The sequence below is a fragment of the Flavobacterium sp. genome (assembly GCF_004295795.1).
Lineage (GTDB): Bacteria > Bacteroidota > Bacteroidia > Flavobacteriales > Flavobacteriaceae > Flavobacterium.
Window position 1 is genome coordinate 19,313 of record NZ_SEBR01000027.1, and the last position, 20,299, is coordinate 39,611.

13 protein-coding genes and 1 tRNA gene are annotated in these 20,299 nt (G+C 48.8%); 11 read left to right on the forward strand and 3 right to left on the reverse strand.

Annotated features, from left to right (window positions below):
- The first annotated feature begins 246 nt into the window (after nucleotides 1-246).
- The 7 genes from EOO49_RS17100 (at nucleotide 247) to EOO49_RS17130 (ending at nucleotide 9,872) form a co-directional block, all read left to right on the forward strand.
- On the forward strand, nucleotides 247-765 hold the full coding sequence (locus EOO49_RS17100) for a DUF5004 domain-containing protein (protein WP_290847926.1): 519 nt from the start codon (nucleotides 247-249) through the stop codon (nucleotides 763-765).
- Nucleotides 765-1,841, forward strand: a complete 1,077-nt coding sequence (locus EOO49_RS17105; RefSeq protein WP_290847928.1) for a hypothetical protein — start codon at nucleotides 765-767, stop codon at nucleotides 1,839-1,841. The genes EOO49_RS17100 and EOO49_RS17105 overlap by 1 nt, the downstream gene beginning before the upstream one ends.
- A gap of 22 nt (nucleotides 1,842-1,863) precedes the next feature.
- Nucleotides 1,864-4,797: a SusC/RagA family TonB-linked outer membrane protein gene (locus EOO49_RS17110; protein ID WP_290847930.1), complete on the forward strand. Its 2,934-nt coding sequence runs from the start codon at nucleotides 1,864-1,866 to the stop codon at nucleotides 4,795-4,797.
- 19 nt (nucleotides 4,798-4,816) lie between these two features.
- Nucleotides 4,817-6,319, forward strand: coding sequence for a RagB/SusD family nutrient uptake outer membrane protein (locus tag EOO49_RS17115; protein ID WP_290847932.1), 1,503 nt, complete (start codon nucleotides 4,817-4,819; stop codon nucleotides 6,317-6,319).
- A gap of 62 nt (nucleotides 6,320-6,381) precedes the next feature.
- On the forward strand, nucleotides 6,382-7,608 hold the full coding sequence (locus EOO49_RS17120) for a glycoside hydrolase family 71/99-like protein (protein WP_290847934.1): 1,227 nt from the start codon (nucleotides 6,382-6,384) through the stop codon (nucleotides 7,606-7,608).
- Nucleotides 7,609-7,613: 5 nt separating this feature from the next.
- Nucleotides 7,614-9,623 (forward strand): glycoside hydrolase family 97 protein, encoded by a 2,010-nt coding sequence (locus tag EOO49_RS17125; protein ID WP_290847935.1) that lies wholly within the window; start codon nucleotides 7,614-7,616, stop codon nucleotides 9,621-9,623.
- Between the two features lie 174 nt (nucleotides 9,624-9,797).
- A tRNA-Pro gene (locus tag EOO49_RS17130) sits at nucleotides 9,798-9,872 on the forward strand.
- 141 nt (nucleotides 9,873-10,013) lie between these two features.
- On the opposite strand, the gene EOO49_RS17135 is transcribed toward EOO49_RS17130, so the two are convergent.
- Both EOO49_RS17135 and EOO49_RS17140 read right to left on the reverse strand, forming a co-directional pair.
- Nucleotides 10,014-10,367: an immunity 22 family protein gene (locus EOO49_RS17135; protein ID WP_290847937.1), complete on the reverse strand. Its 354-nt coding sequence runs from the start codon at nucleotides 10,365-10,367 to the stop codon at nucleotides 10,014-10,016.
- Nucleotides 10,368-10,533: 166 nt separating this feature from the next.
- Nucleotides 10,534-11,412: an SDR family oxidoreductase gene (locus EOO49_RS17140; RefSeq protein WP_290847939.1), complete on the reverse strand. Its 879-nt coding sequence runs from the start codon at nucleotides 11,410-11,412 to the stop codon at nucleotides 10,534-10,536.
- Nucleotides 11,413-11,924: 512 nt separating this feature from the next.
- On the opposite strand from EOO49_RS17140, the gene EOO49_RS17145 reads away from it, so the two are divergent.
- Nucleotides 11,925-13,406 (forward strand): choice-of-anchor J domain-containing protein, encoded by a 1,482-nt coding sequence (locus EOO49_RS17145; RefSeq protein WP_290847941.1) that lies wholly within the window; start codon nucleotides 11,925-11,927, stop codon nucleotides 13,404-13,406.
- Nucleotides 13,407-13,519: 113 nt separating this feature from the next.
- On the opposite strand, the gene EOO49_RS17150 is transcribed toward EOO49_RS17145, so the two are convergent.
- Complete coding sequence (locus EOO49_RS17150; RefSeq protein WP_290847942.1) at nucleotides 13,520-14,884, reverse strand: peptidoglycan DD-metalloendopeptidase family protein; 1,365 nt, start codon at nucleotides 14,882-14,884, stop codon at nucleotides 13,520-13,522.
- A 1,916-nt stretch (nucleotides 14,885-16,800) separates the two neighbouring features.
- Between EOO49_RS17150 and EOO49_RS17155 the strand changes: the two genes are divergently transcribed.
- The 3 genes from EOO49_RS17155 (at nucleotide 16,801) to EOO49_RS17165 (ending at nucleotide 20,295) form a co-directional block, all read left to right on the forward strand.
- Nucleotides 16,801-17,196, forward strand: coding sequence for a hypothetical protein (locus tag EOO49_RS17155; protein ID WP_290847944.1), 396 nt, complete (start codon nucleotides 16,801-16,803; stop codon nucleotides 17,194-17,196).
- A 92-nt stretch (nucleotides 17,197-17,288) separates the two neighbouring features.
- Nucleotides 17,289-18,944, forward strand: coding sequence for an ATP-binding cassette domain-containing protein (locus EOO49_RS17160; protein ID WP_290847946.1), 1,656 nt, complete (start codon nucleotides 17,289-17,291; stop codon nucleotides 18,942-18,944).
- Between the two features lies 1 nt (nucleotide 18,945).
- Nucleotides 18,946-20,295: a biotin/lipoyl-binding protein gene (locus EOO49_RS17165; protein WP_290847948.1), complete on the forward strand. Its 1,350-nt coding sequence runs from the start codon at nucleotides 18,946-18,948 to the stop codon at nucleotides 20,293-20,295.
- Nucleotides 20,296-20,299: the final 4 nt, after the last annotated feature.

Consider the following 20,299-nt stretch of genomic DNA (forward strand, 5'->3'; position numbering starts at 1 on the left):
TCTAGCGAATAAATTTTCACATCCGCATCGCAAACGATTGAAATGACCAGAATCGGTCTTAACAACTACTTGATTTTTCTCGAATCCGGAATTCCACAAAAACCTACAAACCAATCATTTGACTTCTCGAAATCGTTTGATTTATCTTGATTTTTCGCCAACTTTTTTTTTAAGGTTTTTTTAAGATTTAGTTTCGCCCTGTTCTTCGGGACAAACCAAAAAATAGAACTAAAACCAACCAAAATTATGAGAATCAAACCTATGTTCTGGTTTGCCATTGTCGCCGCGCTCGCCATGAGTTGCAACGAGGAAGACGATGGTGAACGCGTAGCTCCGATCACGCTCTACGAAAAAATCGACGGCAATTGGGCACTTATGAGCCTCAAGATGACCGACGAGGTCGCCAAAGCAAATGGCGTGCAACCTTTCGACCAAAACCTGAGCACGCAATTCAACTACGAAGATTTCGCAATCCGGTTCAACGTAGACGACAAAAACCGTCCCACGACCTATGAAGTTTCGGGAGATGTTCCGCCGCTTTTCGCCCCAAGCGGCTATTACAAATTGAGCAGCGACTTCCAAACCACGAGCGGTGCGGCAGTTCGCATCTATTTGTACAGCGACGCCGGGCTCACCACCAAAACCGACGAGCTGCGACTCACTTCGGTTCCGGGAAGCAATGGCGAAATGGAACTGCAATTGGTGCGCACTTCCGGAGGCGTGCCTTTCGCGAGCTATACTTTCAGACTTAATTCGGTAAACTGATGAAAAAACTACTCTTTCTTCTCCTGGTGATTTTCGTTCTGCCGAATTTCGCCAAAGCGCAAACCTCGGCCGGATCGGTCAACCAAATGTGGTCTTATCCCGTGGTTTACAAATATGACGAACAGGTAAAATGGTATTTCGATTTGACGGGCACGACCTGGAACCAAGGCGACGACATTTATTTGTGGATCTGGTCGCCGTCCGAGCCCGACGCGGGCAACTTCAACAATTCGTCAGACTTCGCCAAACTCACTTGGGAACACGATTTCGTCTGGAGTTTCACGCTTACGCCGACGACTTATTTCAACATGACGCCATCGGCCATCGCGGCCAGCGCCGGTTTCTGGTTCAGACTCAAAAACGACGACGGAACGGTTCAGAGCGAAGTGGCCAACATGCCTTACCAAAGTTTCGAGTCGTTCTACACATCGAACGAACTCATCCGCGCTTATCCCGAACATCCAACCCTGGACGGCGGACTTAGCATTTTGTTCAACGCGAACCTGGCTCCGGGATTCGAGAACGCTACTTCGGTACACATGCACAGCGGAATGAATTCCTGGTCAGTGCTTCAGGAATATCAGGCCTGGTTGCCCGATATCGTGGCAAAAACCGCTTTGAAAAACCTCGGCAACGGGTTTTGGAAAATGGATCTGATTCCGTCCCAATATTACAACAACATCCCAAGCGGATTCGTTTTCGAGAACATCACGTATTTCTTCGTGAAAGACGATTGGGCGGGCACGATTCCCGAGCAGGTTTTGTATGCAGGCGATGTCACGCCGCCGCCACCGCCGGTTTTCAAGTATTTCCCGCAACAGATTTCCAAGCGCGATTTCCTGGGAATCATTCGAAACAACAACGAGCCAGGCGTCAACACTTTGGTTTACACAATCACGGCCGGATCAATCACATTGACCGGAAATTTCACCGGCGGAACGGCCGAGATCAAAGGATTCGTGAATCTTCCGGCTGCTTTGCTGAACGCCAATGTGACGACGATCCACGTTAACGTGAAGGACAATACTGACAGGACTTTGTCTGATGTAGACATTCCACTCAAGATCTTAGACTAAGCCAAACCGAAAAACAAAACCAATGAACAAACCACAAAAAAGTGCCCTGATTCGCTTCAGGGTCGCATCGCTGCTGCTTTTCCTGACGTTTTTCCTGACTTCGGGAATGCAGGCGCAGCAGTCTAAAATCATAACGGGCGTCGTGCTGGACGCCTCGGGAGCAAGTTTGCCCGGAGCGACCGTACTCGACAAAACCACCAAGAAAAGTGCGGTTTCAGATGCCGATGGAAAATTCGCGATCGAGACATCGGTAGGAAACACGATCGAAGTCAGCTTTATGGGATTCGTCACGCAAACGCGCCTTATCGAAGCCGCGACGTCGTCTGAACTCAATTTCACTTTGGCCGAAGACGCTTACATGCTCGACGCCGTAGAATTGGTTTCGGTCGGATACGGGAAAGTAAGAAAGTCCGATTTGACGGGCGCGATCACTTCGCTGGACGAAAAACAGCTCAACCGCGGAACAATCGTTTCCACCGAACAAGTCCTGCAAGGAAAAGTTGCCGGACTGTCGGTAGTGCGAGGAACGGGCGACCCAAGCAGCGGTTCGTCACTTCGCCTTCGCGGCGGAACTTCTTTGACGGCAAGCAACAATCCGCTTATCGTCGTGGACGGCATTGCGGGCGTCGACATCAACGCGGTGCAAGCATCTGACATCAAATCGATCGACATCCTCAAAGACGCATCGGCGACAGCCATTTACGGATCGAGAGGCGCCAACGGCGTGATCATCATCACGACCAAAAACGGAATAAAAGGTTCGAGCGTGACTTACACCGGAATGACGGGAATCGGTTGGGCGGCGAACCACATCGATATGCTTTCGGCAAATCAGTGGAGAAAATACGTGCGCGACAACGGTATCACTGACGCGGTCGATTATGGTGGAAACACGAACTGGCAAAAAGAATTGGAACAGGAAGCGTTCTCCCAATCGCATACGATCAGCATCACGAACGGAAAGGAAATGGCCGGATCTCGCGCCTCGCTTTCGTATTTCGAGAACGAAGGCATCGTCAAAACCAGTAAAATGGAGCGTTTGGCGGCCAATGTGAGCATGTACCAGTATATGGCCGACAAGCGTTTGAAGTTCGACGTGGGCGTTTTTGCCAACATCGACAAATGGCATCCGCTCGACTATCGCATTTTCGAGCGCGCTTTCAACCTCAACCCGACGATTCCGGTGCGCGATGCCAACGGGAATTTCTCGCAAGTCGGTGGGACTTTGTATGAAAATCCGGTGGAAATCCTTACCAACAGAAGAGTCGACAGCGAACGCCACCGCATTTTGGGCTATTTCAAAACCGAGGCTTACCTCATGAAGGATTTGCTTTGGGCGACGAACCTTTCGTTGGAACACAACGCTTTGAAAGGCAACACTTACAAGCCGTCTTATGCAGTTCTCGAAGGCATGACAGAAGGCGGATACGCGCAAAAAACCTACGGCGATTACACGAATTCCCAACTCGAGACTTTCTTCACCTACAACAAATTGCTCGGGAAACATTCGGTAAACGCGACTGTCGGATACTCGTTTCTCGAGAACCAATACGAAGGTTTGGGCGCTCAAAGAAGCGGTTTCACTACAGATCTGTTCCTGTACAACAACCTTGGCGCAGGCCAGGATTACAGGCTTGGCGACGTTTATTCCTACAAAGGAAAATCGCGCCTCGTCTCTTTCTTCGGACGTGCGAACTACTCGTTCAACGACAAGTATTTCGTCACGGGAACGATGCGTCGCGACGGTTCAAGCCGATTCGGGGCGAACCACAAATGGGGTTGGTTTCCGTCGGCTTCGGCGGCCTGGAAAGTTTCCAACGAGGAATTCATGTTTGGCGCAAAAGACGTGTTGAGCGACCTGAAACTGCGCGTCGGTTATGGCGTTACCGGAAATCAGGACGGAATCGGCGAATACCGCTCGCTTTCGATTTTGGGCGTCGGCAACGACAGTTACTACGATCCGGCGACCGGAAACTGGAGTTTGGCCTACTCGCCTACGCAGAATCCGAATCCCGATCTCAAATGGGAACAGACCAAGACAATCAACCTCGGACTCGATTTTTCATTGTTCCGAAGAATCACGGGATCGATCGAATATTACGACAAGAAAACCGAAGATCTGCTCTACACTTACGAAGTGCCGCAACCGCCTTATCTGGTCGGGACGATGCTTGCCAACGTGGGAACTTTGTCGAACAAGGGAATCGAGGTGACTTTGAACGCGAATATCGTAAAGGCTGATAAAGACGGAGATTTTACGTTCGATGCCAATGTCGTCTTCGCCAAAAACAAGCAGAAAATCGAGAGATTGTCAAACGACATCTATGAAACCGATGTGATCAACAGCGGCTCGCTCCACGGACTTTCGGGCATGTCGAACCAGTTTTCGCAAATCGTGGCCGAAGGTTATCCGGTGGGACAATTCTGGGGTTACGAGTTCCAGGGTTTTGACGACAACGGACAGTTTATTTTGTCTGCCGATAAAAAAGCGATCGGCGACGTACAACCTGATTTCACGCTAGGTGTCGGATTCAACGCTTCGTACAAGAACTTCGACCTGTCGGTTTCGGGTTACGGAATGTTCGGACAAAAAGTCCTGAACGCGACCAACATGATGTTGCACGATCCGAATCGCATGCCGAATTATAACATTCCCGACGAATTTGTAGGAAGCGACATCAGTTCTGCCCCGACTTTTTCAAGTTATTGGGTTCAGGATGCGAGTTTCTTCCGTCTGCAAAATGCGACTTTGGGCTACAATGTTCCGTTCAAGACCAACGATTATCGCCTGCGACTTTACGTGATGGGAGAAAACCTTTTCGTCCTGACGGGCTACAAAGGCACCGATCCCGAAATCGACAACACCGGCTTGTCGGCTCCCGGCATCGACCGTTTCAACAACTATCCGCGACCGCGCACGATTTCTTTCGGCGTGAATTTTTCACTCAACAACTAATTGCTAAAAAAGAGAACTCATGAAAATAAGGATCACGGCAGCGCTATTGGTTTGCCTGCTTTTCAACTACTCTTGCACCGACCTTGACGAAGATCTTTACGACCGCGTCGAGGACGGGAATTTCGGTCAGACGCCGGCCGAGATACAGGCTTTGGTCGGTGGTGCGTATTCTTCGCTTCGCGGATTCAACGACGGCATCTCGATCTCGTACCCAACTTGTGAATACGTATTTTTCCTCACGGAATGCACCTCGGACGAAGCCACGATTCCAACCCGCGGAACAGATTGGTTCGACGGCGGACAATACCAGCAGCTGCAACGCCACGAATGGACGCCCCAAAACAGTTTGATCCTTTCGGCATGGCGTTACGCTTACACGGGAATCGCCAAGGTAAATTCGATCATTTACCAAGTCGACAAATCGAGTTTGAGCGACGAGGCCAAACTTCCGATTTATGCCGAACTGAAAGCCATCCGTGCTTATTATTACTACAGTTTGCTCGATTGGTTCGGAAATGTCCCGATCGTGACAAACTTTGAGGATACGGGATTGCCGACGAATTCCACACGCCAGCAAGTCTATGATTTTGTGGAATCGGAATGGACGAATGCTTTGCCTTATCTACAATCTGGCGTGGTTTACTCCAAATTCACCAAGAATGTCGTCTATTCTTTGTTGGCGCGTCTTTACCTGAATTCGGAAGCTTTCGTCGGCGTTGCGCGTTGGCAGGATTGTCTTGACATGTGCCAGAATGTGTCCGGATATTCCCTGAACGCTGATTTCTTCGGAAACTTCATCACCGAAAACCAGAATTCGCCCGAACTCATTTTCGCGATTCCATACGATCATACGGCCGGAACCGTCGGAAACTATATGTCGTCGATGAGCAAGCACTATTTGCACAGGTTCACGCTTTCGGCAACCGGCGATTATCCTTGGTCGGGCAACGGAATGTGCGCGCAACCGGGCGTTTTCTCGAGTTTCGACGATTCGGACAGACGCAAGAAATGCATGCTTTCAGGTGAGCAGATCAGTTTGGCCACCAATTCCGTAATCGTGATGGATTCGGGATTGCCTTTGAATTACACCGAAGAAATCGTCAACTTTACGGATGCCAAACAAAACGAAGGCGTGAGACTTGACAAATACGAAGACAAAGCCGGTGAAACCTGGGAACGCGATCACGATCTGGTCGTTATCCGATATGCCGAAATCCTCATGATGCAAGCCGAATGTTACGTGCGTCTGGGTTCGCCAGATCTCGCCTCGCCTTTCGTACAGCAAATCAGGACACGCGCCGGACTCGACATGCCGGCGACGATCGATCTCGATTTCATCGACAAGGAATTGCTGCGCGAATTCACGTTTGAAGGCCGCCGCCGCACTGACAACATCCGTTTCGGGACGTTCTTCCAGCCTTGGTGGGAAAAAGGAGCGACCGAACCTTTCCGGGCGATCTTCCCGATTCCGGCCAACGTTTTGAGCACAAATACCAATCTGGAACAAAATCCGGGTTACTGAAATTGATTTTTCGGCCTCCCGCCCGGTTAGTTGCGGGAGGCCATTTTTTAAGCCCAAATGACATGAAGAAAAATTTATTTGCCCTGACGCTTTTAGCCGCTATGTTCGCTTTCGGATGCAGTGATCCGGATTCGGAAAAACCGTCCGATGATTTCGAGACGCTCGCGCCCGTGGCCGTTTCCAAAACCAACAACAAAAAGATTTACGTGCACTACATGCCGTGGTTCGAGACCAAGGCCAGCAACGGTTCGTGGGGTTATCACTGGACGATGTCCAACAAGAATCCCGACATCATCACCAACGGAAAGCGCCAGATCGCTTCGCATTATTATCCGATGATCGGGCCTTATCACTCGGGCGACAAACAGGTTATCGAAAACCATTTGTTGCTGATGAAATATGCCGGAGTCGACGGGATCCTCATCGATTGGTACGGCACTTACAACCTGAACGATTTCCGTCTGATCAAGGAAAACACCGAACAACTGATCGAAATGCTGGACAAAGTCGGACTCGAATATGCGATCGTCTATGAAGACCGATTTTTGCCAGATATCGTCAACGCCGGACTGGCGCCATCTGTTACTGCCGCGGCTCGGAACGATTTTTCGTACTTGCAGGCGAATTGCTTTTCAGATGCGAATTACATCAAGGTCAACGGAAAACCTTTGTTGCTGAACTTCGGGCCGATCACAATTCAAACCGAATCCGGTTGGACGGACGCTTTCCAGAACCTGAGCCCAAAACCAACTTTCCTCACGCTTTGGAACGAATCTGGCGATGCCGGAAACAATGCTTCGGGCGAATATTCGTGGGTTTACGAAAACAACGCGAACCTGCAGAACTTCTACACGAACAATGTCCAGAATCTAGACGTTGCGTTTGGAAGTGCGTATCCGGGTTTTCACGATTTCTATGAGGAAGGCGGCGCCGGAAACATCATCGGCTGGACGATTCCCCACAACAACGGAGCGACTTTCGACCAAACTTTGCAAATGTCGGCTTCGGCCAATATCGACGCGATCCAGTTGATCACTTGGAACGACTTCGGCGAAGGCACGATGATCGAACCCACGGATGAATTCGGTTATGCTTATGTGGAGAAAATCCGCAGTTTTGCCGGAGTGCAGAATGCTCCGGTCGCTTTTTCGGAGATTGGCCGATTGTTCAATTTGCGCGAACAATATGCCTCAAATTCGGGCATCCAACGAAAACTCGATCAGGCTTTCTACTATTTCGTATCGCTTCAAACCGACAAAGCCATCGCAAAACTCAACGAAATCCAATAACAAGCATGAGACATTTACGACTGATAGGTTGCGCCCTGGCCTTTGCCGTGCTCTGGTCTTGCGGATCGACGACGCTGTACAAAGTGACTTCACCCGGAAAAAACAACGAACTGGTGTTCGAGCTCAGCGAAAAAGGCGAGCCGATGTACCGTTTTTCTTCGGACGGAAAAGTGGTGCTGAAACCGTCTTTGCTGGGATTCGAATTTCAGGGTCTGGCCAAAATGACCGAAAATTTCGAAGTGGTTGCCACCGACAAAAGACATTCCGATACGACATGGGAGCAACCTTGGGGCGAGACGAAAAAAGTGCGCGACAACCACAACGAACTCACGATCCATCTCAAGGAAAAAAGTGGCGATCAGCGTTTGGTCGACGTTGTTTTCCGGGTTTTTGACGATGGAATGGGTTTCCGATACGAATTCCCGAAACAACCCAAACTGGACAAGGTCAAGATCTCGAACGAAGTCACGCAATTTGTTTTCCCAGCGAATGAAGATGTTTGGTGGATTCCGGTGCACCGCGAGAATTCGTACCTCGAAAGTTACTACCGAAAAACGCCGATGAGCAAAACCGACACGATCAACACGCCGGCTACTTTCGAGACCAAAAGCAAGTTGTTCGTCGCGGTTCACGAGGCCAATTTGACCGATTTCGCATCGATGACGTTACTGAATTCGGGCAACAATACCTACAAAAGCGATTTGGTCCCTTGGGCCGACGGCGTGAAAGTTTATGCCCAAACGCCGTTCAAAACGCCTTGGCGGACGGTTATCGTCGCTCAAAATCCCGGCGATCTCGCGACGTCTCCACTCATGCTGAATTTGAACGAGCCTTCCAAAATCGAGGACCTTTCGTGGATCACGCCTTCGAAATACATCGGGATCTGGTGGGGAATGCACCTGGAAAAATACACTTGGGGTCAAGGCGAAAAGCATGGCGCTACTACAGAAAACGTAAAACGACATATCGACTTTGCTTCGGAAAACGGCTTCAACGGCGTGTTGGTCGAAGGTTGGAACCAAGGTTGGGACGGCGATTGGACTGCCGACGGAAAAGCCTTCAGTTTCGTAAAAGCTTACGCTGATTTCGATCTGGAAGCGATCACGAAATATGCGGCGATGAAAAACGTGCGACTCATCGGACACCACGAAACTGCCGGAGCCGCGAGCCATTACGAAAGCCAGCTCGAGGACGCTTTCAGGTTGTACAATAAAGTTGGCGTGAATTCGGTAAAAACGGGCTACGTGAACAAATATCTCGACAAAAAGGAATGGCACGACGGACAATTCGGCGTGCGCCATTACCGCAAAGTCGTAGAAACCGCGGCCAAGTTCCACATCATGATCGACAATCACGAACCTGTGAAAGGCACTGGAATCAGCCGCACTTATCCAAATCTGATGACTCAGGAAGGCGGTCGCGGACAAGAATATGACGCCTGGTCGTCTGATGGCGGAAACAATCCTGAGCACACGACAATCCTGCCGTTTACCCGAATGTTGTCCGCGCCAATGGATTTTACTCCTGGCACGTTCAACTTCGACTACAAAACGCCGGCCGGAGCAAAAGTGCAGACGACGTTGGCCAAACAATTGGCGTTGTACGTGGTGCTTTTCAGCCCTTTGCAGATGGCTTCCGACTTGCCCGAAAATTACGTGGGCAAACCCGAATTCCAGTTCATCAAAGACGTTCCCGAGGTTTGGTCGCACACAAAATATCTCGATTCGAAGATTGGTGAATATGTGAATATCGCGCGCAAGGACTGGAACAGCGAAAATTGGTATTTGGGTTCGATCACAAATTCCGAAGCCAGAAAAACGACGCTCAAACTTGATTTTCTCGACAAGGACAAAACCTACGCCGCAGAGATCTACGAAGACGGAACCGGAGCCGATTACAAGTCGAATCCTTATCCCGTAAAAATCTCGAAAAAAGCGTTCACAAAAGACGACACTTTAGAGCTGAATCTCGCGCCAGGCGGCGGAACCGCTGTAAGATTCGTGCCGAAACCATAAAATTTCATGCATTTATTTTGGGTTAGTAAGGTAACGGGGCAATTTGTCCCGTTATTTTTTTTGCCCTATTCCGATTGAAAATCAAGGCCGTCCAAATTTATTTCCCACCGATTCAAAAAATTACTTGCAAGCAATGAAATTAGTGCTATATTTGCACCCTGATTCGAAAGAATTCGGGGTGTAGCGTAGCCCGGTCATCGCGCCTGGTTTGGGACCAGGAGGTCGCAGGTTCGAATCCTGCCACCCCGACGAAGGAAATCCTTCTGCAAATGCAGAAGGATTTTTTGTTTCGAAGCGCGCCCCGAACCTAATCCAAAAAAAATCAGGTCGAGCGAAGCGCGACCTAACCATCAAATCCGGGCAAGCGAAGCGCGCCCCGAATCCCGAAAATCACCGCTCAAAAGAAAACCTACCCAAAAACCGCATCGCCCCAACTTCACCAACTCCCTTATAATCAAAGTCGTAAATAACGACAATAGCATTCTTGCCAGCAAACAAAGCCTCGTTAACATCGCCCTTGAAAGTATCCGCGTAAGAGAATTCATTGAGGATTTTTGACTGCAAACCCTTTTGGTCAAAATAGGCTTCAGAAAAATCAACGTCATAAAACGGAATGCCGAAATCGTCGGTGAAGTGGGATGACATATCGTCTTCCTCATTGTAGGTTTCCTGTAAATAATCTTCGAAGGCGGTCTGGTCGTCAAAATTCCCGAGCCAGATCGAAACCCTATTCTCTTTTTCCATAAGTATTTGTTTTGGAACCTGGACTGCGCGAGGGATGACGGCTTTGTCTAAGCTCTTTGGCCAGCCTTTAAAGCTGGCCAAAAGCGAGTGCCGCTCAGCCCGACCCGGCAAATTTTTCGTGCCGAAGCAAAAAACAGGTTCCGGGTCGCGCCCAAATAATAAAAAATCAGCCCTTTTTAGCCTTGATCATTGCCTCGAGCATGTCCCACATTTCTTCCGGAATCGCCTCGAGAATGTTGAACTGGCCGGCGCCTTTTAGCCATTCGCCACCGTCGATGGTGATGACTTCTCCGTTGACGTAAGCCGAAAAATCAGAGACGAGATAAGCCGCGAGATTGGACAATTCCTGATGGTCGCCGACTCTTTTCAACGGCACTTTCTTGGCCAGGTCGAACTTTTCCTTGAGATCGCCCGGAAGCAATCTGTCCCAAGCGCCTTTTGTAGGAAAAGGACCTGGCGCGATCGCGTTGGTACGGATGCCGTATTTCGCCCACTCGACCGCGAGACTGCGCGTCATGGCCAGAACGCCGGCTTTGGCAGTCGCGCTCGGAACGACGTAAGCCGAACCCGTCCACGCGTAAGTCGTGACGATATTGAGCACAACGGACGACTTTTGTTTGGTGTCGATCCAATGTTTTCCAAAGGCCAAAGTGCAATTTTTCGTGCCTTTCAAGACGATATCTATAATAGTGTCGAACGCGTTGGCCGACAATCTTTCGGTTGGAGAAATGAAGTTTCCGGCGGCGTTGTTGAGCAAAACGTCGACTTGGCCAAACGCGTCAAGCACCGATTTCAGCATCGTTTCGACTTGATCGTAATGGCGCACATCGCACGCGACCGCAAGGCATTTTCCGCCCGTTTCCAACTCGAGTTCGGCAGCCGTGGTTTGCAATTTTTCGAGATCGCGCGAAGTGATCGCCACGTTGGCTCCGAGTTCGAGAAAATATCTGGTCATCGATTTCCCGAGTCCGCTTCCGCCGCCCGTCACTACGATTGTTTTGCCTTTCAACGCGTCGTCGCGCAGCATTTTTGCCGTAAAATCCATAGAAAATGTTTTGGTTAAAAGTAGGGATTTTGTTTGGTTTTTGGCCAGCGATTCCGGTCGCCGCTTTTAGCTTTGGCCCAAAACACGCATTTGGCGACCGCCTGGCACGAGCTTCCTTTGGTCGCTGTGCCAAACGGGCCAAATGTCGCATTTTGCGGCCAAAGGCTAACCACTTTAACCGGGCTGGATCGGTTTACCGAACGTCCAGGCATTTTCACAACGAAATTTGACACCGGAAATTTTCGGACTCTTCGGCTTCGCTCCGCGCCTCCCGTTACAAATTCGTCAATTCGAATTGAAACCTTTTTACTTGGATTTTGCCGCGAATTCGCGAATTATCCGCATTTAAAACTCGCCAATCAGCGTCAACTGTTACAAAAAAGTTAATGACTTAGACTCAAACCTTGTGAAATATTCGCTTATCGCCCAATATTTTCCTAAAATTAACTTCAAATAGTTGACAATTTGCGAATATCAAACTAACTTCAAGTAAAATTTAAAACCCCAATCCCATGAAAAAAAATACTTTGGCGCTTCTATTTTTACTGTTGTCGTTTGTCGGCAAAGCGCAATTCAACCAAGATTTTGAAGCCGGACTTTCCGGTTGGATCAACATCAATCAAGGAAGTTCGAATACGTGGACTTTGCTCGATTTGAACGCCACCGGGTTTCTTGCGAATTCCGGAACACACGTCGTCACCCTCGACGCATCGGTCAGTGCAGAAAGCGACTATCTCGTTTCTCCCGCGATTACCGTAACGGCAGGCGTCAACGATTACCTTTATTTCTACGCAAGAAATCGCAGTTTGGCCGCGGCCGCGAACATCGATGTCCTGGTTTCCACAACGGGAACAGCAGTCGCCGATTTTACCGTGACGCTGGAAGGCGAAGTCAATCCGCCGGGTGGACTTACTTTCTTTAGGTATGGAGTCGATTTGAGTGCCTACGTAGGACAGACGATCCATGTTGCGCTTCACGCCACGGCCGCAGCTTCGGTTACCGTAGACATCGACGATATTGTGAGCACCGTTTTACCCGAATGCGAACCGCCAAGTGGTTTTGTCGCGACAGATATCACAGGAAATGCGGCCTTGTTGAGCTGGCTTACCGCCGGAATCAGCAACAATGTCCAGATTGAATACGGTCCGTCCGGGTTTGCACTTGGCACGGGAACTGTGGTGAATCTGACAAACACTTTGCTTTACAACCTCACCGGACTGACCGCGAATGCCGATCTTGACGTCTACATCAGGACAGATTGCGGCGATGGAAATTTCAGCGATTGGGTGCAAATTGACCTAAACGTAGCTGCCGGAACGACCAACGATGCTTGTTCCGGAGCGCTTGCCCTTGAAGTCGGGGTCGATTTCAACTCGGGCGCGATCTTGTCGACCAGCATTGGAGCGACGACTTCGGGAACCAATACGCCAACTTGTGGCACCAACGTGAGCAACGACGTTTGGTTTACGGCCGTAGTTCCGACCAACGGAAGCTTGACAATTCAGACAGGATTGGCTTTGGGATCGCTAAATCTCGACACTGTGGTCGCGGTTTACACCGGAACTTGCGGCAATCTCACGCAAGTCGCCTGTAACGACAATGCTTCGCTGCTCAATCTTTTTTCGAGCGTAAACGTCAACGGACTTACACCGGGACAAACCGTTTACATTTCAGTTTCGCAAAACGGACTGCTGGGCAATATCCTCAATGGCGCCTTCCTTTTGTCGGTTTTCAATACTTCGCTTGTAAATCCTGAGTTTAATTCCAATAGTCTCACGTACTATCCGAATCCTGTCACATCTATTTTGAATCTGAGAAACGACAGCACTATAAAATCGGTTAAAATCTACAACGAATTGGGACAAACGGTCATGGTTTCGAACAATGAGTCACCGACGTCCGAAATCAATATGTCGCCGCTTTCAAGAGGTTTGTATTTCGTCGATGTCACCACGGACGAAGGCAGCCGCCGCCTCAAGATAATGAAGCAGTAATTGGCGTTACTGTAGCTGGAAAGCGCTCTCTTTTTATGGAGAGCGCTTTTTTTTATTATCGGATTGTTGAACGTCGGAATTCAAATGCCTGAAAAATCCGCAACGGATTTACTTTACGATTTGACAAGTTTCAGGCGGAAATCTTTGTTTTCGGATTTTCCCCTAAGAATATAAACGCCGCAAGGCAGATGCGAGATTTGGGCCGATTCGCCTTGGATTGTCAATGGAATGCTCTTTCCATCGACCGAAATCGCCTCGACTTCATCGACTGTTTTGCTGAACGTGATCTGGTCGTTTGCCGGATTCGGATAGAACGAAATCGCAGCGTTTTTCTGTAGATCGTTTGTTGCCAAAGTCGTTCCGTAAGCGAACTGGTGCGAAAGCGAACTGCCGCCCAACGAAAAAGTAACCGTCCAGATCCCGGTTTGGTTTAACGTGCTCGGGTTGAAAGTCCAGAACCACCACGAGGCGTAATACAACTCTGATGTTATCGCAAAACTCGTGTAAGCCAAGGTTCCGTTTGGTCTGTAAAGACTTATCGTTGCTTGCGCGCCAATGTTCTGATCGGCGAAATAGCCGGCGCAAACCACATTTTGCCCGACCAAAAATTCATTCTTGAAATTGGGTGTCTCGATTTGCGGACAATTCGGAAAAATTGGAGCCGCGCTGTGCGTGAAAGCTGCGTTGACTTTTGGCTCGATATACGGTTTTTGCTGATTCCACCAGGAATCGCCACCGTTCCAATTGTTGCACGTTCCCGAATAAGTATCGACCAAAGCATCGGCCGTATCGTAAACCTCGAAGTGCAAGTGCGGACCGGTCGAATTGCCCGAACTTCCTATGACGCCCAAAAACTCTCCGGCCGCGACAAATTCGCCCACGGCTTTGGTCGTCAACGAATTGTTTTTCAGGTGGCCGTACCAAGTGGTCGTTCCGTCAGAATGCGCAACATAGACCGCGTTCCAGTTTCCTCCGCCCATTGCACAACTAGTGTCGGGATTTCCGTTCGACTTGTACAAGATCACGCCAGATGCCGCAGCGACAGCCCAAGATTGGTTGTTCGCCATCTGATACCACGTGAAAGGCCAAGTGAAAATGTCGACGCCCTGGTGGTTATAGCCACCCGAAGTGTCATACGTGCGCGATCCGCAGTTCCAATCCTGAACCTGATTCGGAAAAGCCGCGTTGTGATCGACATAATTGCTGATGCTCCACACATTGTTGTAATTCGCCGTCGGATTCTTGACCACAGGCCAATCGAACATCACGTGAGCGCCCAGATTTTGCGCAGGCAATTTTCCCTGAGCCACTAAAACCTGTCGCGAAGTTGCAAGCTGTGCTTTGATCTCGTCGCGCTTGGCCGGTGAAAGGCATTCGACATGGTCTGGATTGAATTCGTACTCGCCACCAAAAGGCCCGTCTTGGGCAAATGCTGCAACCGATAGCCAAAAGGCCAGAAAAACGTACTTTTTTGTCATTTTGTTTATTTTTTTGGATGTAAAAAACGCGAACCGACCCCAAAATTTCGGGTTGATCCAATTATCGAAAACTGTGGTGGAGTTCGCCAAAGATAAAAATATGATTCAAATACTCAAATAGTTAGGGTTTTTATTTGGCCAGCAAATCCGGTCTCCGCTATTAGCTTTGACCCAAAACGCGCATTCGGCATTCCATTTGGCACGAGCTTCCTTCGGTCGCTGTGCCAAACGGGCCAAATGTCGTGTTTTGCGGCCAAAGGCTAACCGCTTCACCCGGGCTGGACGCGATTTGCCGGAAGGTTTTCGTCAAACTTTGGAAACATCTTGGCAGTACTAACGTTTGTCGCGTGTGTTCACGGACAATTCAAGTTCTAGTGCCAATCCCGATAGCTATCGGAGACAAATCACAAATCCCAAACTCCAAATCCCAAATTGCAGTCAAGGACTTTTACAAAGCTTCGCTTTGCTCAGTTGCTTGGAATGCGTGTCGCCAAATCTTCAGGAAGCCAAATGCTTCGGATTCGTTTTTCCATTTCAGTGTAGCAACTTCAGTCCCAAAAAAGATTTAACAAAATTTACAGGTTTTCTGTAATGGGATAAGTTTGCGTTTTTCGTACGGGTAAAACGCGCCCCTTCCCCATGAAAGCAAAGTTCGGAGTTCTGGAAATACGAGCAGTACAGAAAATCTGTACTTTTTGTTAAACGTAGGTGGAGTGAAATGCCACTCTCTAAATTTAACTTCCAGAAAATAGTCCAAAACTTTCACAAATTTTCTAGCTGCTCAGTTGTTCGGAATACGCATAGCCAAATCTTCGGGAAGCCGAAACTATCTCCGATTAGTATTTCCGTTTCAGTGTAGCAACCTAAAAGTCGCGCAAAAAGATTTAACAAAATTTACAGGTTTTCTGTAATGGCATGAATTGCGTTTTTCGTACGGGTTAAACGCGCCCCTTCCCCATGAACGCAAAGTTCGGAGTTCTGGAAATACAAGCAGTACAGAAAATCTGTACTTTTTGTTAAACGTGGGTGGAGTGAAATGCCACTCTCTAAATTTAACTTCCAGAAAGCAGTCCAAAACTTTCACAAATTTTCTAGCTGCTCGGTTGCTCGGAATACGCATGGCCAAATCTTCGGGAAGCCGAAACTACTTTCATATCCGTTTTTCATTTTGGCACAACAACCTAAAAATCTCTTAAAAGATTTAACAAAATTTACAGGTTTTCTGTACTGGCATGAATTGCGTTTTTCGTACGGGTAAAACGCGCCCCTTCCCCATTAGCGCAAAGTTCGGAGTTGTGGAAATACAAGCATTACAGAAAATCTGTACTTTTTGTTAAACGTAGGTGGAGTGAAATTTCACTCTCCAAGTCCAATTCCGAGAAAACAGTCCAAAACTTTCACTAAATTTTCTATCTGCTCAGTTGCTCCGAGTACAGATGGCCAAATCTTCGGGAAACCGAAACTACTTTCATATCCGTTTTTCATTTCAGTGTAGCAATCAAAAAGTCGCGCAAAAAGATTTAACAAAACTTACAGGTTTTCTGTAATCGGATAAATTGCGTTTTTCGTACGGGTTAAACGCGCCCCTTCCCCATGAACGCGAAGTTCGGAGTTCTGGAAATACGAGCAGTACAGAAAATCTGTACTTTTTGTTAAACGTAGGTGGAGTGAAATGCCAATGAAATGGCAACCAGATTGGGATTTGGGACTTGGAATTTGTACCGATAGCTATCGGAATTGGAATTTGGAGTTTGAGTAATCGATTCCCGTTAAAGTATCCGCAACAAAACTCACGCACAGTATTAAATTCCCGCATTTTCAACATTAGAACTTTCTAATTAACACCATTTTTTTAAGTCTGCGACCTATTTTTGCCAAATTCCAACCACAGGATCGCAAATACCATGAACGCTATAATGTCAACAATCCGAAACAGTTTCCTCGGCAAAGGCTTGAAAGTCCTGCTGATTGGCTATTTCCTGTTGAGCAGCCTGAATCTTGCGTCGAGCGTTGACCGAATCCTTAAAGACCAAAACGCCGACGTTTACAGACAAACGGGAATGGTGTGCCAAATGCTAAAGTTTTTCTTCGACTGCGAGGAATCGGTTGAGGAGTACGAATTCGAGAAGCAACAGACCAAAAGCGTCAAAAAAGGTTTGGTAGTGCTCGAATATCTGCTTCCAAATTACTATTGGGGCGTTCCGAAAAAGTCGCTCACTTCTGACAAAGCCTTCGCACAAAGGTCAAACCTCGACCAAAAAGGCGGCCTTTATTCCAAAATCCACCTTCCGCCTCCCGAACGCTTTCTTTAGCGCCATTTCTGGCAATTTCCAGCGCCTGCGTGTTTACGTCTGGCCTTCGCGGCTTTTGCCTGCAACCAATTCTCACTCATACTGAACTACTTATGACGCCATACAAACGTTTTGTAAACCTGCTCAGACTCGACAAGCGCGACGTCTACCAAATCATATTTTACGCGGCTTTCGCCGGATTGATCAACCTATCGCTTCCGCTTGGCGTACAGGCGATCATCAACTTTATCCAAAGCGGACAGGTTTCGGTTTCATGGATCGTGCTGGTCATCGTCGTGACTTTGGGCGTGGCTTTCGCGGGCGTGCTCACGATCATGCAATTGCGTATCGTCGAGAATCTGCAACAGCGCATTTTCGTTCGGTTTTCATTCGAGTTCGCCTATCGCATGCCGCTCATCAAATTCAAGGAGTTGTACGCCAAATATGCACCCGAACAAGCCAATCGGTTTTTCGATACCTTGACTGTTCAAAAAGGCGGCGCCAAATTGCTGCTCGACTTTTCGGCGGCTTTCCTTCAAGTCGGATTCGGGATTATCCTGCTTGCACTTTACCATCCGTTTTTCCTTATCATCGGGCTCGCGTTGGTCGCCGTGCTTTATTTCATCTTCAAAATCTATTACAACGAAGGACTCGAAACAAGCATCAAGGAGTCGACGTATAAATACAAAGTCGCGGCCTGGCTTCAGGAAATCGCAAGGAATCGCGACAGTTTCCGCAAGAATACCGAACTGGAATATGCCCTGAAACGCAACGACATTTACGTGGCCGATTACGTGAATTATCGCGAGAAACACTTTGGCGTGATGAAAAACCAATACATCAGGTTGGTACTTTTCAAGGTTTTGGCCACCGCGGCGCTTTTGTCGGTTGGTGGATTTTTGGTCATCACCGAACAAATGAATATCGGACAATTCGTGGCATCCGAAATCGTGATCGTGTTGCTGATCAACTCCATCGAAAAAATAATCTTCGGACTCGAAGGCTTTTACGACGTGCTGACTTCCATCGAAAAAATCGGGCAAGTCACTGACATGGAAATCTGTTCGGTTCCGGGCGCGATCGAGAAAAATTCGGTCGGAATCACGATCGAGACCGAATCGGCCTGCTACAATTATCCCGGACTCGAGAAAAAATCGATCAAGGACGTGAGCCTCAAAGTTTCCCAAGGCGAGAAAATTTTGCTCACGGGAAAAAACGGAGCCGGGAAAAGTACGCTTTTGCGGATTTTAGCCGGAGTGCTTGAACCCGTCAGCGGCGCAGTTTACTTCACGGACAATTACATGAACCGCCTCGACGAACACGCTTATCGCTCTCAGGCCGGAACTTTGCTGTTTGGCGAAACTTTGTTCGAGGGCACGATTCGCGAGAACATCCTTTTCGGGAAAAACGACATCGACAACCAAGACCTGAAATGGGCTTTGGACAGCGTTTGCCTGGCGCCTTTCGTGAAAACTTTCCCCGACGGACTCGAGACGAGAATCCATCCGGGCGGACGCCAACTGTCGGCATCGGACGTGCAGAAAATCCTGCTGGCGCGTTGCATCGCCCACAAACCAAAAATCCTGTTGCTTGAGGAACCTACCGACAAAATGGACAAGGCGACGTCCAAATCGATCGTGGAATTCCTTTTGTCGGAACAAAACGACTGGACGGTGATCGTCGCATCCAAAAGCGAAACCTGGAAAAACGGCTGTGACCGCATGATAACGGTTGGTCACGGCGAAATCATCAACGATATAAAACTGTAAGATGCTCAACATATCCAAAGACCAAACGATTTTGATCACGCCGGGCGATTACACCTCGATAACCAGTGTGGCCAAGCGTCCGCATTACAAAATGCTCAACAGGATCATCTTCGGATTCCTGATTTTCATGGTTTTGTGCCTGTTTTTGCCGTGGACGCAGAACATTTCCGGAAGCGGCGCGGTGACGACACTGAAACCCGACCAACGTCCGCAAACGGTGCACAACGCCATCGCCGGACGCATCGAGAAATGGTTCGTAAAAGAAGGCGACTACGTCAAAAGAGGCGATACGATCCTGTTCATTTCGGAGATCAAGGAAGATTATTTCGACCCGAATCTCGTCGGAAATACCAAACAGCAAGTCGATGCGAAGAAAATGGCGCTCGAATCGTACGGCGACAAAGTGAGCTCGCTCGAAGTCCAGGCGCAATCGCTGGGCACCGAACGCGGACTCAAACTGGAACAGGCTCGCAATAAAATCCGTCAGGCGGAATTAAAAATCAAGAGCGATTCGATGGACCTGGAAGCCGTGAAAACGCAACTTCGCATCGCCAAAACCCAATTTGACCGATCGACCGCACTACAAAAAGAAGGCCTCAAGCCTATGACGGATGTCGAGCAGAAACGCCTGAAATTGCAGGAAGCCGAAGCGTACATCATCACACAGGAAAACAAATTGCTGAGCAGCAAGAACGAATTCATCAACGCGAGAGTCGAGATCAACCGCATCACGGCCGAATATGCCGAGAAAATATCAAAATCCCAAAGCGACAAGTTCACGGCCTTGAGCTCGCAATACGACACTGAAGCACAAGTCAACAAACTGCACAACCAATATGTGAATTACTCGGTGCGAAACGGTTTGTACTACATCACGGCGCCTCAAAGCGGTTACGTGAACCGCGCATTGCTCGCCGGACTTGGAGAAACCATCAAGGAAGGTACGCCAATTGTGAGCATCATGCCGGCGACTTACGACATTGCCGTGGAAACTTATGTTGATCCGATCGATTTGCCGCTTGTCCATAGAGGTGCGAAAGTGCGCGTCTGGTTCGACGGTTGGCCGAGAATCGTGTTCAGCGGCTGGCCGGGCTTGTCTTACGGAACTTTTGGCGGACGCATCGTCGCGGTAGAGAATTTCATTAGTTCGAACGGAAAATATAGAATCCTGATCGCTCCCGACAACCAAGCCGAGAAATGGCCCAAAGAACTCAGCATTGGCGCGGGCGCACAAAGTATCGCACTGCTCGAAACGGTTTCAGTCGGATACGAAATCTGGCGTAACCTGAACGGTTTCCCGCCAAATTATTACAAACCTGAAGCGAAAGACACAAGCAAGGAAAAGAAATGATATG

Bases quoted from the DNA above. Each gene is read 5' to 3' on its own strand.
- EOO49_RS17100 (WP_290847926.1), top strand. From the start codon at position 247: ATGAGAATCAAACCTATGTTCTGGTTTGCCATTGTCGCCGCGCTCGCC.
- EOO49_RS17105 (WP_290847928.1), top strand. From the start codon at position 765: ATGAAAAAACTACTCTTTCTTCTCCTGGTGATTTTCGTTCTGCCGAAT.
- EOO49_RS17110 (WP_290847930.1), top strand. From the start codon at position 1,864: ATGAACAAACCACAAAAAAGTGCCCTGATTCGCTTCAGGGTCGCATCG.
- EOO49_RS17115 (WP_290847932.1), top strand. From the start codon at position 4,817: ATGAAAATAAGGATCACGGCAGCGCTATTGGTTTGCCTGCTTTTCAAC.
- EOO49_RS17120 (WP_290847934.1), top strand. From the start codon at position 6,382: ATGAAGAAAAATTTATTTGCCCTGACGCTTTTAGCCGCTATGTTCGCT.
- EOO49_RS17125 (WP_290847935.1), top strand. From the start codon at position 7,614: ATGAGACATTTACGACTGATAGGTTGCGCCCTGGCCTTTGCCGTGCTC.
- EOO49_RS17135 (WP_290847937.1), bottom strand. From the start codon at position 10,367: ATGGAAAAAGAGAATAGGGTTTCGATCTGGCTCGGGAATTTTGACGAC.
- EOO49_RS17140 (WP_290847939.1), bottom strand. From the start codon at position 11,412: ATGGATTTTACGGCAAAAATGCTGCGCGACGACGCGTTGAAAGGCAAA.
- EOO49_RS17145 (WP_290847941.1), top strand. From the start codon at position 11,925: ATGAAAAAAAATACTTTGGCGCTTCTATTTTTACTGTTGTCGTTTGTC.
- EOO49_RS17150 (WP_290847942.1), bottom strand. From the start codon at position 14,884: ATGACAAAAAAGTACGTTTTTCTGGCCTTTTGGCTATCGGTTGCAGCA.
- EOO49_RS17155 (WP_290847944.1), top strand. From the start codon at position 16,801: ATGTCAACAATCCGAAACAGTTTCCTCGGCAAAGGCTTGAAAGTCCTG.
- EOO49_RS17160 (WP_290847946.1), top strand. From the start codon at position 17,289: ATGACGCCATACAAACGTTTTGTAAACCTGCTCAGACTCGACAAGCGC.
- EOO49_RS17165 (WP_290847948.1), top strand. From the start codon at position 18,946: ATGCTCAACATATCCAAAGACCAAACGATTTTGATCACGCCGGGCGAT.